The organism is Sulfuriferula plumbiphila (genome assembly GCF_009938015.1).
GTDB classification, from domain to species: domain Bacteria; phylum Pseudomonadota; class Gammaproteobacteria; order Burkholderiales; family Sulfuriferulaceae; genus Sulfuriferula; species Sulfuriferula plumbiphila.
The window spans coordinates 2,631,745-2,645,768 of sequence record NZ_AP021884.1; the positions used below are offsets into that span (position 1 = coordinate 2,631,745).

Here is a 14,024-nt window from a genome sequence, read left to right on the forward strand (position 1 = left end):
GCGGCAAAGCGTTATAGTGCGCGGATATTACCAATACCTGATGCAAATCACGGCAATGCCCACCCTGCAAGTGCTCAGAGACAAGGTTTTCGGCGCCCCGCGCGATCCGATGAAACCCGAAACGCGCCAGCATATCGCGCTGATTGCATTCTTTGCCTGGGTCGGGCTGGGCGCGGACGGTTTGTCGTCGTCGTGTTACGGGCCGGAGGAGGCTTTCCTTGCCCTGGGCCAGCATACCCATCTGGCGCTGTATCTGGCGATTGCCACCGCGCTTACGGTGTTCGTGATTTCGTTTTCATATAACCAGGTCATCGAGCTGTTCCCGAGCGGCGGCGGCGGCTACAAGGTCGCCACCAAACTCATTGGCCCCTATGCCGGGCTGGTATCGGGCGCGGCACTGATTGTGGACTATGTACTCACCATTGCCATTTCGGTAGCGAGCGGTGCCGATGCGTTGTTTTCGCTGCTGCCGATGGCGGCGCAGCCTTTCAAGCTGGCAACGAGACTGATATTTGTGCTGATACTGGTGATCCTGAATCTGCGCGGCCTGAAGGAATCCATCAAGTTTCTGCTGCCGATTTTTCTCGGCTTTGTCGTCATCCATCTGGTGCTGATCGTGTACGGCATCCTGTTCCACAGCAGCCGCCTGCCGACCCTGCTGCACGACACCGCTACCGAGACACTTACCCTGAGCACGCAGATGGGCTGGGCGTTTATCATCTCCCACCTGTTGCTGGCCTACTCCACCGGCGGCGGTACCTACACCGGGCTGGAGGCGGTATCCAACAACGTCAACACGCTGGCCGAGCCGCGTGCCCGTACCGGCAAGTGGACCATGCTGTATCTGGCTATTTCACTGGCATTTACCGCCAGCGGCATCATCATGCTGTATCTGCTGTGGAATGTGCACCATGTGCCCGGGGAAACGCTCAATGCGGTGGTGTTCAGAGACATCCTGCGCAGCTGGACACTGGGCGGCGTGGACTGGGCGCGCTGGCTGTTGCCGGTGGTCCTGGCGCTGGAGGCCGGGCTGCTGTTTGTCGCGGCCAACACCGGATTTCTCGGCGGCCCGGCGGTGCTCGCCAACATGGCGGCGGATCGCTGGGTGCCACACCAGTTCAGCTACCTGTCGAGCCGCCTGGTCACACGCAATGGCGTGGTGCTGATGGCACTGGCGGCAATCGGCGTGCTGCTGTGGACCCGCGGCAGCGTCACGCTGCTGGTGGTGCTGTATGGCATCAATGTGTTCCTGACCTTTTCGCTGTCGATGGCGGGCATGTGCATCTACTGGTGGCGCAACCGCGGCGTGGAACAGAAATGGCTATGGCGCCTGGCCCTGTCCGGCACCGGGCTGTCGGTCACCGGCGGGATACTGGTGGTGCTGATTGTCGAAAAATTCGGCCAGGGCGGCTGGATGACGGTGCTGATCACCAGCCTGGTGATCGGCGCCTGCCTGCTGGTGCGCCGCCATTATGACGAAACCCGCACCCAGCTCAAACAGGTGGACAGTCTGTTCGCCGGGCAGCAGATGGCGCCCGTGCCGAACCCGCCCGCACTCGACCTCGCCCTGCCCACTGCCGCGCTGCTGGTGGGCAAAAGCCGCGGCAGCGGCATGCACACCCTGCTCTGGGTACAACGCCTGTTCCCGGACCATTTCAGGAATTTCATTTTTCTGAGCGTGGGCGAAGTGGACACGCAAAGCTACGGCGGCTCCGGTGCCCTCGAACACCTGCGCGATGAGGTGGGCGAAAATCTCCAGTATTTCGTCAATTTCTGCCACCACCACGGCCTGGCCGCCGAAGCCCGGCTGGCCTATGGCAGCGACGTGGCGCAGGAACTCACCCGGCTGGCGCAGCAGACCCACGCCGACTATGCCAACTGCGTATTCTTCGCCAGCAAGCTGATTTTCGTGCACGACAACTGGGGCACGCGCCTGCTGCACAATCAGACCGCCGACGTGCTGCAACGCCGGCTGCATCTGCAGGGCATGCAGATGGTGATACTACCGATGAAAATTTAGGGAATCGATGGTGTATAGGGCACCTCTATACTCAAGGTACGCCCTTATATCCCATGCCTGCCAGCGCCAGAGTTGCTTCCAATGAAAGACGCGACTAATATGACCATATTAAATGGTCACGAAGGAGCCGACATGAACGTCAACGCCGCCGCATTCAAAGCCAAATGCCTGAAACTGATCGACGAAGTCGCCGCCACCCACGAACCGCTGGTGATCACCAAACGCGGCAAACCCATGGCCAGGTTGGTGCCCATTGAGGACGAAACGCCGCCCAGCCTGTTCGGCTACATGAAAAACACCGGCCAGATTCTGGGTGACATCGTGGATGTACCCCATGAGCCCTTGGCTGCCGAAAGCGGAGAAGAGGACGGCTTTTACGCCGGTTTCAAGCCCAAGAAAAAGAATTGAAATGGGCAGTCTGCTCCTGGATACCCACGTCTGGCTCTGGCTGGCTTTCGGCACGCCTGGAAAAATCAAGCCAGGCACACGCAAGGCGCTGGAGCAAGCCAGCGCGGACGAACCACTGCTCATCTCGATCATTTCCGTCTGGGAAGTTGCCCTGCTGGAGGCGAAGCAACGCTTGAGCCTGCCCATGACAGTGGAGGCCTGGGTCGAACGCGCCCTGGATCGCCCCGACATCCGCCTGATCGGCCTGGAGCGCCCCCGCACAGTCATCGACAGTTGTCGCTTGCCGGGCGGCTTTCACCCCGATCCGGCGGATCGCCTGCTGGTTGCCACCGCCCGCAGCGAGAACGCCGTGCTCGTCACGCACGACAAGAAGATTCTCGACTATGGCGCCGCCGGACACGTCAAAGTTCTGCCGACCTGATCGGCCGCCGGCAAACTTGCCAATCACTTCGGGTGTGAAGTGAGCAAGCCACCGTGAGCAGACCCGACGACCTCTACCGGTTGCACCGCCTGCTCGATGGGCGGCGCAGCACCATCAGCCGCCAAACGTTGCTGGACGAGCTGGAAATTTCCCGCTCCAAACTCACCCGCCTCATCGCCGGCCTGCGCAACCAGCTCGGCGCGCCCCTCATCTTCGACACCGCACACAACGGCTACCGCTACGACACCGCAGACGGCCACCACCCCCTGCCCGGCCTGTGGTTCACCAGCGCGGAACTGCATGCTCTAATCACCCTCAATCACCTGCTGCAAACCCTCCAACCCGGCCTGCTGGATTCCGCGCTTGCGCCCATCCGCACCCGCATCGACGCGCTCCTCCAGACCGAACACCTCGGCAGCGGCGAAGCCCGCAAACGCATCCGCATCCTGGCCATGGCCGCCCGCGCCAAAGACATGCGCCACTTTCAGATCGTCGCCGGCGCCGTACTGCAACGCAAACGGCTCATCATCCAGTATTACAACCGCGACCGCAGCCAGACCAGCGCACGCGAAATCTCGCCCCAACGCCTCACCCACTACCGCGACAACTGGTACCTCGATGCCTGGTGCCATCAGAAAAAAGACTTACGCATCTTCGCCGTCGAATGCATCCGCCAGGCAACCACGCTGGACAAGCCCGCCAAAACCTTGCCCGATACCACCCTCAACCGCCAGCTCGCCAGCGCCTACGGCATCTTTGCAGGCCAGCCCGTCGCCACCGCCATCCTGCGCTTTACCGCCCACCGCGCCCGCTGGGTCGCCGATGAAACCTGGCACCCCGAGCAACAATCCCGCTGGCTCGAAGACGGCCGCTATGAACTCAGCATCCCCTACTCACACGACACCGAACTCATCATGGACATCCTCAAATACGGTGCCGATGTGGAAGTGATCGCGCCGGATGCGTTGAAAGAAGCCGTCAAAATTCAGCTTGACCTAGCCAGAAGCCAATATGGATAAGGGTTTGCAGCAGGCTCGGATTTTGAGCCTGGGTGGGGGTAGGATTTACATCATTCACCAGAAATATTGAAAATGTCAGAGACACTACGACCTATCGCTCATGCAGCCCAGAATCCAGACGGAAGCTGGCGGGATCCGCATGACCTCGCTAACCACCTGGCTGGCGTGGCGGCGCTAGCCGCTTGTCATGCCCGTAAATTTGGTGCGGAGGACTGGGCGCATCTTGCAGGGTTGTGGCATGACTTGGGCAAGTACCGTCCGGCATTTCAGAGCTACATCCGAAATGCCAGCGGATACGAGAAGGAAAATGCGCACATCGAAAGCGCCGGAAGGGTTGACCACTCCACGGCAGGGGCCGTACATGCCGTGGATGAATTGGGCGAGGGTGCAGGCCGACTGCTGGCCTATCTCATCGCAGGCCACCACGCCGGACTACCGGACTGGAATGGCGATAACGCTAGCCTATTCCAACGGTTAGAGGATGCACGCAAGAAAGGTTTTCTAAAGGAGTCGTTGGGTCAGCAACCACCAGAAGCCATCCTACGCGGTCAGCGTCCAAGCAGCCGCCTTAAGGGCGGTACCGCTGATCTGCACCTGTGGCTGCGCATGTTGTTTTCCAGCTTGGTGGACGCGGACTTCCTCGATACCGAGAACTACATGAACTCGGGCAAGGCGGATGCGCGCGCTGCCTACCCGAACATCGATAATCTACTTGCGCGTTTCAGAGCACACATGGAGCGGCTCGCCGCTGCCGCTATACCAACTGCCGTTAATCGAATTCGTGCAGATGTCCTGCACCAGTGCATTGAGCGCGCGGTTGAAGAACGCGGTAATGGTCTTTATTCCCTCACCGTCCCCACTGGCGGCGGCAAAACCCTATCGGCTCTCGCCTTCGCTCTGCATCACGCGAAAGAGCACAAGAAGCGGCGGGTGATCTACGCTATCCCTTACCTATCCATTATCGAACAGACAGCAGACGTGTTCCGTGGCATCTTCGGCGAAGATGTGGTCGAGCATCACAGCAACCTCGACCCGGACAAGGAATCTGCCCGCAGCCGGTTAGCATCGGAAAACTGGGACGCGCCGCTCATCGTCACCACTAACGTGCAGTTGTTCGAATCCCTGTTCGCGGCACGCACATCCCGTTGCCGCAAGCTGCACAACCTAGTGGACTCGGTGGTCATCCTGGACGAGGCGCAACTCCTGCCGCCCGAGTTCCTGGAGCCTTGTCTCGCCTCTATCCGCACCCTGAGCAAGTATTACGGCATCACCTTCGTGTTATGCACCGCCACACAACCCGCCTTCCAGCCGCGCGAGATCAACGGCCAATTCTTCGCGGGCTTGCCCGATGTGCGCGAGCTGATGCAGGGTGGTTCCCACGTGCAAGACGCCAACAATCTTTACCAGGGTCTGGATCGGGTCAAAGTGCATTGGCCGGATACGAGTGTCACGACAACATGGGACGAACTCGCCGAGCGTGTCACCTGCCACGATCAAACGCTTGCCATCGTCAACCGCAAGACTCACGCCCGAGAACTAGCCAAACGGCTACCGGATTCCCTCTACCTCTCTACCGACCTGTGCGGCGCCCACCGCGCCGCGCGAATCGAGGAAATCCGCATTCGGCTGGAGGCCAACCGGGAACGAGCAAAAGCAGGTTTGCCTGTCTGCCCGCTCCGCGTGGTCAGTACCCAACTCATCGAGGCCGGGGTGGATGTGGATTTTCCAGTGGTATTCCGGGCGCTGGCCGGGCTGGACTCCATCGCTCAAGCGGCGGGCCGCTGCAACCGGGAAGGGCAGCTCATGCGTGGTGAGGATGAGGTGAAAGGCGCGGTTCATGTTTTCGTGCCGCCCGAACCGGCTCCGTCCAGTCTGCTTCTCAAAGGAGAAAATGCCACGAAGGAATTGTTAAGCCTTGACCCGAACCCAGCGCTCACTCCTAAACTATTCGAACACTATTTCCGGCTGTGGTTTGCTTCGATCAACAGCATGGACAAGGAAGGCATTCTCAACTTGCTCATGCCGGGTAAGGGCATGGAGATCAGCTTTCGCACCGCCGCTGAAAAATTCCACCTCATTCCGGACGATGGCGCGCCAGTGATTGTGCGCTGGGGCGAAGCGGAAAAATGGCTGAACAAATTGAAAGCAGATGGCCCTGACCGCTGGCTCATGCGCAAGCTGCAACGCTACAGCGTCAACGTGCATCGGAATTGCCTCGACCGGCTTATCGCCCAGCACGACGTGGAAGAGGTTCTGCCCGGCCTCTACGCCCAAGCCAACGATTTGCTCTACGATGAGACCTTTGGCTTTTTGGGGTGCGCTGGCAATGTCGCGGTAGCACCAGGAAACTACGTCTTTTGAAGGAAGGATAACGATGCCTAAAACCCTCTGCCTCAAAGTCTGGGGCGACTTCGCCTGCTTCACCAGACCGGAGATGAAAGTCGAGCGTGTCTCTTATGACGTGATTACCCCTTCCGCCGCCCGCGCCGTGTTCGAGGCCATACTGTGGAAGCCAGAAATCCGCTGGACGGTCACAAAGATTGAAGTCCTCAAACCCATCAAGTGGATCTCGGTGCGCCGCAACGAGATTGGCAAGGTAGCGTCGGCGGACAATGGCCAAGGCGACCGGGGTCTCTACATTGAGGAACATCGCCAGCAACGCGCCGGCCTGTTCCTGCGTGACGTGGCCTATCGCCTTCATGCTCAATTTGAAGTCGTGGACGGTTCCAAGCATGTCCACCACTACCCGGAATTGCGGGGCCGCTTCCCGGCGGAACCGGAGGAAAGTCAGCCGGAACACCCGGCTAAATATCTCTCCATGTTCCAGCGTCGAGCCAAAAAAGGCCAATGTTTCTGGCAACCCTATCTCGGCTGTCGGGAGTTCTCTGCCCATTTCGAACTGGTGGACGATGCCGCCGCTGCCTCGCTGGCCGAACCGCCCATTTCGGATAGCCCCAGCCTGGGCTGGATGCTCCACGACATAGACTTCGCCGATGCCATGAGGCCCGGCTTCTTCCGGGCGGAGATGAAGAGCGGCATCATTGACTTGGAAGACGTGGAGGTGCGTCGATGATCCTTCAGTCGTTGCATGAATATTATGGACGCAAGCGGGACAGCTTGCCCGGCGACGGCATCGAAAGGAAGGAGCTACCATTCCTGTTTGTGCTGAAACCTGACGGGGCTTTTCTCCATATTGAAGACACCCGACAGGGGGAGGGTAAGCGTAAGCGCGGGAACGCTTTTCTCGTTCCTCAAGGAGTGAAGAAATCCGTCAACGTAGCAGCCAATTTACTTTGGGGGAACGTCGAATATGTCATAGGGCAGCCCGACTCCAAGAAGCTCGAAGAGCAGCGAAAGAAGGGTAAGGAAAAGCACTATCGGGAGCGCCTCGGAGACATGTGCTCTGCTTTCAGAACAGAAATCGAGCAGTTGCCAAGTGAAGTTAAATCCACTCCAGAGGTCGCCGCCGTGCTGGCGTTTCTATCTAGTGGCAATTTCACGCATGTCCTGGCCGACCCTCTTTGGCCACAGGTTAGTGCAACGGGCGCTAATGTCAGTTTCAAGCTGACTGGAGCAGAAAGCCCTGTGTGCAGCGCTTCGGGTATTCTGGCTTCTGTCGGGCAGTCAACTGAAGACAAAGGTGAGACACGAATCTGTTTAATCACCGGCAATTCCGATGTCGTCGAACGCCTGCATCCTCCCATCAAGGGGGTATGGGGTGCGCAAACCAGCGGTGCCAATATTGTTTCGTTTAACCTTTCGGCTTTTAATTCATTCGCCCGCGAACAAGGCTCAAACGCTCCCGTTGGTAAGCGCGCAGCCTTTGCGTACACCACGGCACTCAATCACTTGCTCGTATCGAAGCAGCGCATCCAGATCGGTGATGCCTCCACCGTATTCTGGGCGGCAGAAGACAACAAGATGGAGTCGCTCCTCTCGCAGTTTTTCGACGAGCCACCACAGGACAACCCAGACCAAGGGACGAACGCCGTCAAAGAACTGCTTGAAGCAACCTTGGCCGGAACCCCCGCGATTTACGATGATGGCACCCGCTTCTACGTCTTGGGTCTCGCTCCCAACGCCGCTCGAATCGCTGTCCGCTTCTGGCACGTCGCCACAGTGGGCGATCTGGCTGGTCACATCCGCCAACACTTCGAAGACTTGGAAATTGTCCGGCCTCAGTATGTGGAACGCCCGTTCCTGTCCCTCAAAGCCCTACTTCTCGCCGTCAGCCCCTTGGGCGATCTCGACAAGCTGCCGCCTAAGCTGGCTGGCGACTTCATGAAGGCCATCCTGGATGGCACGTCTTATCCGCAGACCTTGTTGCAGGCCGCGCTACGCCGCATCCATGCCGAACAGGCGAAGAAAGATGAGAAAACCGGGAAGCACCGGGATCACGTTCCCTACGCCCGCGCCGCGCTTATTAAGGCGTGGCTCAACCGTCAAACCCGCAATGCCAACCCAGATCAGGAAAGGAAGATCACCATGTCACTCGACGAGAGCAACATCAACAGCGGATACCGGCTGGGGCGCCTGTTCGCCGTACTGGAGAAAGTGCAGGCTGAAGCCAACCCCGGCCTCAACACCACCATCCGGGACAGCTATTTCGGCTCCGCCTCCAGCACGCCATCAGCGGTCTTTCCTACCCTCATGCGGCGCAATCAGCACCACATGACCAAGTTGCGGAAGGAGAAACCGGGTCTCTACGTCACACGGGACAAGCTGATCCAAACGATCTGCAACGACGGTATCGACGGTCAGTTGGGCTTCCGCCCCATTCTGTCCTTGGCGGACCAAGGCCGGTTCGTCATTGGTTACTACCAACAGCGTCAAGACCTATTTACCAAATCCTAAACCGAAGGGAGCGAACAATGAGCATCCATAATCGTTACGACTTTGTCCTGTTGTTTGATGTGAAGGACGGCAACCCGAATGGTGACCCGGACGCAGGCAATCTGCCGCGACTGGATACCGAGACCGGGCAAGGCTTGATTACCGATGTGTCTATCAAGCGGAAGATCAGAAATTTCGTAGGTATTACTAAATGCAAAGAGGATGGCACTTACGAAACCGGTTTCGATATCTACATCAAAGAGAAAGCTGTATTAGGGCGCGCCCACTTCGCCGCCTTTGAGAAACTTGGCATCAGCTTGGGTCAAGACGCCACCGAACTGATTCCCGATGACTTAGCCGAACAGTTTGAAGCACTGACCCTGCCGGAAGGCATGGAAATCGACACCGACGAAGAGGGGCGCTCCATCCTCAATCTATCCGGAGCCACGTTGGACAAGAAAGAAGCCCAGAAGTGGCTGAAAGACATCAACCCCGCCAAGCCATTGAAGAATTTCATCAGCAAGGTGCTCAAGAATGTCACGGCGCGCAAACCGAAACAGGAAGAGTCAGAGAAAGGGCGTGTACAAATGTGCCAAGACTTCTACGACATCCGCACCTTCGGCGCCGTCCTGTCACTGAAGACCGCACCGAATTGCGGCCAAGTGCGTGGCCCGGTTCAGATCACCTTTGCCCGTTCCATCGACCCCATTGTCACACTAGAGCACTCCATTACCCGTTGCGCCGTAGCCACCGAGGCGGAGGCCGAAAAACAGGGTGGTGACAACCGCACCATGGGCCGTAAGTTCACCGTGCCCTACGGCCTATACCGCACCCACGGCTTCGTCTCCGCTCACTTGGCGGGCCAAACGAAGTTCGATGAGAGCGACCTTGAACTGCTCTGGGAGGCGCTGAAAAATATGTTCGAGCACGACCATTCCGCAGCACGGGGCGAGATGGCGACGCGAGGGCTTTACGTGTTCAAGCACGAAAGTCACCTCGGCAACGAAGCTGCACACAAGCTATTCGACCGCATTAAAGTCAATAAAACCAAAGATGTGCCGCGTGGCTTCGAAGATTACGAGGTGAGTGTGGACGAAACGGAAATGCCATCCGGTGTGGCGCTGCTCCAAAAGTGTTGAAAAGCCCGGCTCAAGGTCAATATTTTTTATCTGTGGGATAGGCGATACTAGACGCTATCTTTGTCATTGGAGGACAGTATCCATGAGCGAAATCCATTTCATTGTTGAAGAAGCACCGGAAGGCGGGTATGTCGCACGTGCTGTTGGCGTGGATATTGTGACCGAGGCCGACGATCTACCCAGCCTGCACGCCCAGGTCCGCGACGCGGTGCATTGCCACTTTGACGAAGGAAAATTGCCCGGCCTGATCCGCCTGCACATCACCCGTGAAGAAGTGCTGACGGCATGAGAGTGCCGCGTGATCTCTCCGGGGCGGATCTGGTCAAACGCCTTGAGCGAATGGGATACTGCGTCACACGCCAGACAGGCAGTCACATGCGGCTGACTAGCACCGTTCGTGGCGAGCATCACATCACCATCCCCAATCACGACCCGCTCAGGCTAGGTACGCTCGCCTCCATTCTCGCCAGCGTAGCCGCGCATCACGGCCTCACGCGCGATGAACTCATCCAACGATTGTTTGATTGAGTGGCAAATTCTGCAGACGAAATTGTCGCCCTCTCCGCCCTGCAACACTGGATCTACTGCCCGCGCCAGTGCGGGCTGATTCATCTGGAACAGGCGTTCGAGGACAATGTACACACGGCGCGCGGGCAGGCCGTGCACCATCTTGTTGATACGCCGGGTTATGAGATCAAATCCGGCGTGCGGGTAGAGCGCGCGTTGCCCGTGTGGTGTGATCGGCTCAATCTGATTGGCAAGGCCGATCTGGTTGAGTTTCACCCGGACGACAGTGTGTACCCAGTCGAGTTCAAGCATGGAGCCAAACGGCAGAAGTTGCACGACGACATACAGCTCGCCGCGCAAGCGATTTGTCTGGAAGAAATGCTGAACCGCCCCGTGCCCAAAGGCGCGATTTTTCACGCTACCAGCCACCGGCGGCGGGAGGTGTCCATCACACCGGAACTCAAGCAACTGGTGGAGGAAACCGCCAACGCCATTCGCGCCATGCTGGCCTCGGGCAAGCTTCCGCCGCCGGTGAACGATGCCCGCTGCCGGGAGTGTTCGCTGAAAGAGATTTGCCAGCCTGAGGCGCTGGCGGAACGGGGCAGATTGGAGCGCTTGCGTGAGGAATTGTTCAGTGCTGCGGGATAAGGTATTGCGCCATGCCGCAGGCGGCGATAAAAAGTTTTTCGACCTGGGCCATTTCCGCGTTCGTCAACGTGGCGAGCGAGCCTTCACCAAAGCGATTCCGGTCCAGCGCACGCGCCTGTTCCGGCATGGCATAACACGGTTTGAGCAGAAGCCCGCGCGGCGCAATGGCAATGCGCAACCCCGCCAAATTTTTGTACAGCTTGCTGGTCAGTGGAATGCACAGCACCGGGCTCATACCTGTGGCCAGCAGCGCATCGTTGAGCAGGATCAGCACTGGGCGCACCTTCCCGGCTTCCGCGCCAGTGTTTGGGTTGAGTCTGGCCAGCCAGATTTCTCCGCGCCGCATTATTTCCACCACTTCTCGCCAAGTTCCTCAGGCCATGGGTCGCCGGGCTTACGGCCTTCGGCGATATCGAGTGCCTCATTGTCCAAGGGCAAAAACTCTTCCGCTATGGCAATGCTCTCGGCGCGCGCTTCCGGATTGGTGGCCAGAAATCGGGCAGCCTCAACCATCTCGGCCAGCAACTGCTCCTGCTCCAGTTCGCGCAAAAATTTCTCCAATGCCGTGCGCGCCAGCTCGGAACGGTTCTGGTGGGTCTGCGCCGCCAGTGCGGTTAATTGCCGGTCCAGATTATCCGGCAAGCGTAAAGTCAGGGTCGCCATGTCATCTCCTGTGAAGTGCAATTCGTATTTCATATTGTAATACAAAAATGCATACAATTCAAAACACACTCTACGTTATGACCCCTCATGCCTACGCGCATCTGGAAAACGCCACCCTGCGCATCGACGTGGAACGGGAGAAAAAGCTCCAGGTGCCGCTGCATCACCTGGGCGGGGTGGTCTGTTTCGGTAATGTCATGGTCTCGCCCGCGCTCATGCACCGCTTGGCGGATGAAGGCAAATCGCTGGTGCTGCTGGATGATTCAGGCCGTTTCAAGGCGCGGCTCGAAGGCCCGGTCTCCGGCAACATCCTGTTGCGCCAGGCGCATCACAGCAAAGCCTCGGAGCCCGCTTTCGCCCTGGGGGTTGCGCGTGCCGTGGTCGCGGGCAAACTCAAAAACAGCCGCACCAACCTGCAACGCGGCGCGCGCGAAGCCGCTGACCCGGATGAAGCCGCCACGCTCACGCGCAGCGCCGACAACCTCGCCGCCTCACTGCGCGCAGCGGCCGTTGCCAACACCATGGACGAACTGCGCGGCGTGGAAGGCGAGGCCGCGCGCGGCTACTTCGCTGCCCTCAACCTCATTGTCAAACCCCTGGCTCGGCCATCGTTTGCCCTCAATGGGCGTAGCCGCCGTCCGCCCCTGGATCGTTTCAATGCCTTGCTCTCATTTCTCTACGCCATGCTCATGAACGACTGCCGCTCCGCCGTTGAGGCCGCCGGACTGGATGCGCAACTCGGTTTTCTCCACGCCGTGCGCCCCGGTCGTGCCGCGTTAGCACTCGATTTGCAGGAAGAATTCCGCTCGATACTTGCCGACCGGCTGGCGCTCACCCTAATCAATCGCGGACAAATCAACGCCGCCGATTTTGACGAACGCGAAGGCGGCGCCGTCATGCTGGGTGACAAAGGCCGCCGCACTGTCGTCACCGCCTGGCAGGAGCGCAAACAGGAAGAAATCACCCATCCGCTCACCGAAAACAAAATCCCCATCGGCCTGCTACCCTTCATCCAGGCACGTTTCATCGCGCGTACCATACGGGGCGAGATGGAAGGCTACCTGCCTTATCAGGCAAAATAGGAAACCGCATGCTCATCATCGTCACCTATGACGTCTCCACCGAAACGGCGGCCGGACGCAAGCGACTAAGACGGGTTGCAAAAGCCTGCGAAAAAATGGGGCAGCGCGTACAGAAATCCGTGTTCGAATGCACCGTCAACGAAATGCAGTTTGAACAACTGGAGCGCACACTGCTCGCCGAAATCGACGAGACACAGGATAATCTGCGTTTCTACCGCATCACCGAACCGGTGGAAGTGCGGGTCAAACAACATGGCTGCTTCCGCTCGGTGGACTTTGAAGGACCGCTCATTGCCTGAGCGCGAACCCCTATCAATGACCAATACCCGAGGCTTTCGCGCAGGAACCAACTTGATGACCGATAAAGCATTTTCACGCAGAACAAAATCCATGAGCCAAAACCAGTGGCTTTCTGGAGCAGGTTCGCGGGAAAATACAGGAATCTTCTTACGTAGCGATACGTTGCGTGAGTAGGGGGCATCGCCCGGCCTCGCGGCCGGGCGCGGATTGAAACATGGTGCGATCCTGTTGTTGCTGGTTGTGCTGCGGGGCATCGCCCGGCCTCGCGGCCGGGCGCGGATTGAAACTCCATGGTGGGATTCATGATCCAGTGGGCGATTGCGGGCATCGCCCGGCCTCGCGGCCGGGCGCGGATTGAAACGTTTTCTGGTGGCAAGGATTCGGCTGTCATGCTGCGGGCATCGCCCGGCCTCGCGGCCGGGCGCGGATTGAAACCGGCCGCTGTGGTCGCGCCCGACATCCTCGCCGCGGGCATCGCCCGGCCTCGCGGCCGGGCGCGGATTGAAACAACTGGCGGAGGAGATCGAAATGCAAAAAGCCCGGGGCATCGCCCGGCCTCGCGGCCGGGCGCGGATTGAAACATACCGGTAGCGTCGGCAATACCCTGACCGCAGCGGCATCGCCCGGCCTCGCGGCCGGGCGCGGATTGAAACACGACGCAGGTTATAGAGCGTTGCACGGCAAAATTGCATCGCCCGGCCTCGCGGCCGGGCGCGGATTGAAACGGCCCATGGCAGCTTAAGGTCGGGTATCCCGCTGGCATCGCCCGGCCTCGCGGCCGGGCGCGGATTGAAACCTAACCTGCCTTACACAGCCAGCCGCTACGATGAGGCATCGCCCGGCCTCGCGGCCGGGCGCGGATTGAAACACCGGTTCATCGCCGTGCCGCCTGTCCATCGCCGCGCATCGCCCGGCCTCGCGGCCGGGCGCGGATTGAAACTCGGTCATGGGTGCCAGTTACACTATCCCGATGGACGCATCGCC

The 14,024-nt window shown here is 59.1% G+C and carries 15 protein-coding genes and 1 CRISPR repeat array (1 of these 16 running past the window's edge); of the genes, 13 read left to right on the forward strand and 2 right to left on the reverse strand.

The window, feature by feature from the left end; genetic code table 11:
- Window positions 1–55: 55 nt before the first annotated feature.
- The 11 genes from GZH91_RS13570 (at window position 56) to cas4 (ending at window position 10,995) form a co-directional block, all read left to right on the forward strand.
- Window positions 56–2,020, forward strand: coding sequence for an APC family permease (locus tag GZH91_RS13570; protein WP_147072455.1), 1,965 nt, complete (start codon window positions 56–58; stop codon window positions 2,018–2,020).
- Window positions 2,021–2,152: 132 nt separating this feature from the next.
- Entirely contained in the window at window positions 2,153–2,428 is a 276-nt protein-coding gene (locus GZH91_RS13575; RefSeq protein ID WP_147072260.1) for a type II toxin-antitoxin system Phd/YefM family antitoxin, read from the forward strand.
- A 1-nt stretch (window position 2,429) separates the two neighbouring features.
- On the forward strand, window positions 2,430–2,849 hold the full coding sequence (locus GZH91_RS13580) for a type II toxin-antitoxin system VapC family toxin (RefSeq protein WP_161984277.1): 420 nt from the start codon (window positions 2,430–2,432) through the stop codon (window positions 2,847–2,849).
- Between the two features lie 53 nt (window positions 2,850–2,902).
- Complete coding sequence (locus GZH91_RS13585) at window positions 2,903–3,868, forward strand: helix-turn-helix transcriptional regulator (RefSeq protein ID WP_147072264.1); 966 nt, start codon at window positions 2,903–2,905, stop codon at window positions 3,866–3,868.
- A gap of 72 nt (window positions 3,869–3,940) precedes the next feature.
- Window positions 3,941–6,229 (forward strand): CRISPR-associated endonuclease Cas3'', encoded by a 2,289-nt coding sequence (locus GZH91_RS13590; protein WP_223264529.1) that lies wholly within the window; start codon window positions 3,941–3,943, stop codon window positions 6,227–6,229.
- Between the two features lie 13 nt (window positions 6,230–6,242).
- The gene (gene cas5c, locus GZH91_RS13595) at window positions 6,243–6,941 is read left to right on the forward strand and encodes a type I-C CRISPR-associated protein Cas5c (protein ID WP_147072268.1); all 699 of its coding nucleotides are present in this window, start codon (window positions 6,243–6,245) and stop codon (window positions 6,939–6,941) included.
- Window positions 6,938–8,722: a type I-C CRISPR-associated protein Cas8c/Csd1 gene (cas8c, locus tag GZH91_RS13600; protein WP_147072270.1), complete on the forward strand. Its 1,785-nt coding sequence runs from the start codon at window positions 6,938–6,940 to the stop codon at window positions 8,720–8,722. The genes cas5c and cas8c overlap by 4 nt, the downstream gene beginning before the upstream one ends.
- A 17-nt stretch (window positions 8,723–8,739) precedes the next feature.
- Entirely contained in the window at window positions 8,740–9,840 is a 1,101-nt protein-coding gene (gene cas7c, locus GZH91_RS13605; protein ID WP_147072272.1) for a type I-C CRISPR-associated protein Cas7/Csd2, read from the forward strand.
- Between the two features lie 82 nt (window positions 9,841–9,922).
- Complete coding sequence (locus tag GZH91_RS13610; RefSeq protein WP_124705901.1) at window positions 9,923–10,129, forward strand: 2-oxoisovalerate dehydrogenase; 207 nt, start codon at window positions 9,923–9,925, stop codon at window positions 10,127–10,129.
- Complete coding sequence (locus tag GZH91_RS13615; protein WP_147072275.1) at window positions 10,126–10,368, forward strand: type II toxin-antitoxin system HicA family toxin; 243 nt, start codon at window positions 10,126–10,128, stop codon at window positions 10,366–10,368. The genes GZH91_RS13610 and GZH91_RS13615 overlap by 4 nt, the downstream gene beginning before the upstream one ends.
- Window positions 10,369–10,995 carry a CRISPR-associated protein Cas4 gene (gene cas4, locus GZH91_RS13620; protein WP_147072277.1) on the forward strand — a complete coding sequence of 209 codons (627 nt, stop codon included), beginning with the start codon at window positions 10,369–10,371 and terminating at the stop codon, window positions 10,993–10,995.
- Here the strand turns inward: cas4 and GZH91_RS13625 are convergent.
- Both GZH91_RS13625 and GZH91_RS13630 read right to left on the reverse strand, forming a co-directional pair.
- Window positions 10,979–11,353, reverse strand: coding sequence for a type II toxin-antitoxin system PemK/MazF family toxin (locus GZH91_RS13625; protein ID WP_147072279.1), 375 nt, complete (start codon window positions 11,351–11,353; stop codon window positions 10,979–10,981). The genes cas4 and GZH91_RS13625 overlap by 17 nt on opposite strands.
- Window positions 11,341–11,658 (reverse strand): ribbon-helix-helix protein, CopG family, encoded by a 318-nt coding sequence (locus GZH91_RS13630; protein ID WP_147072282.1) that lies wholly within the window; start codon window positions 11,656–11,658, stop codon window positions 11,341–11,343. The genes GZH91_RS13625 and GZH91_RS13630 overlap by 13 nt, the downstream gene beginning before the upstream one ends.
- A gap of 47 nt (window positions 11,659–11,705) precedes the next feature.
- Between GZH91_RS13630 and cas1c the strand changes: the two genes are divergently transcribed.
- Together cas1c and cas2 are read left to right on the forward strand one after the other, a co-directional pair.
- Entirely contained in the window at window positions 11,706–12,740 is a 1,035-nt protein-coding gene (cas1c, locus tag GZH91_RS13635; RefSeq protein WP_147072284.1) for a type I-C CRISPR-associated endonuclease Cas1c, read from the forward strand.
- A gap of 8 nt (window positions 12,741–12,748) precedes the next feature.
- The gene (gene cas2 / locus GZH91_RS13640; RefSeq protein WP_147072286.1) at window positions 12,749–13,039 is read left to right on the forward strand and encodes a CRISPR-associated endonuclease Cas2; all 291 of its coding nucleotides are present in this window, start codon (window positions 12,749–12,751) and stop codon (window positions 13,037–13,039) included.
- Window positions 13,040–13,217: 178 nt separating this feature from the next.
- Window positions 13,218–14,024: a CRISPR direct-repeat array (repeat unit 37 nt; unit sequence GCATCGCCCGGCCTCGCGGCCGGGCGCGGATTGAAAC) (it continues 316 nt past the right edge of the window).

Coding starts and splice junctions, on each gene's coding strand:
- GZH91_RS13590 (WP_223264529.1), top strand. CDS start 3,941: ATGTCAGAGACACTACGACCTATCGCTCATGCAGCCCAGAATCCAGAC.
- cas5c (WP_147072268.1), top strand. CDS start 6,243: ATGCCTAAAACCCTCTGCCTCAAAGTCTGGGGCGACTTCGCCTGCTTC.
- cas1c (WP_147072284.1), top strand. CDS start 11,706: ATGCATACAATTCAAAACACACTCTACGTTATGACCCCTCATGCCTAC.
- GZH91_RS13575 (WP_147072260.1), top strand. CDS start 2,153: ATGAACGTCAACGCCGCCGCATTCAAAGCCAAATGCCTGAAACTGATC.
- GZH91_RS13630 (WP_147072282.1), bottom strand. CDS start 11,658: ATGGCGACCCTGACTTTACGCTTGCCGGATAATCTGGACCGGCAATTA.
- cas7c (WP_147072272.1), top strand. CDS start 8,740: ATGAGCATCCATAATCGTTACGACTTTGTCCTGTTGTTTGATGTGAAG.
- GZH91_RS13610 (WP_124705901.1), top strand. CDS start 9,923: ATGAGCGAAATCCATTTCATTGTTGAAGAAGCACCGGAAGGCGGGTAT.
- cas8c (WP_147072270.1), top strand. CDS start 6,938: ATGATCCTTCAGTCGTTGCATGAATATTATGGACGCAAGCGGGACAGC.
- GZH91_RS13615 (WP_147072275.1), top strand. CDS start 10,126: ATGAGAGTGCCGCGTGATCTCTCCGGGGCGGATCTGGTCAAACGCCTT.
- GZH91_RS13580 (WP_161984277.1), top strand. CDS start 2,430: ATGGGCAGTCTGCTCCTGGATACCCACGTCTGGCTCTGGCTGGCTTTC.
- GZH91_RS13570 (WP_147072455.1), top strand. CDS start 56: ATGCCCACCCTGCAAGTGCTCAGAGACAAGGTTTTCGGCGCCCCGCGC.
- cas2 (WP_147072286.1), top strand. CDS start 12,749: ATGCTCATCATCGTCACCTATGACGTCTCCACCGAAACGGCGGCCGGA.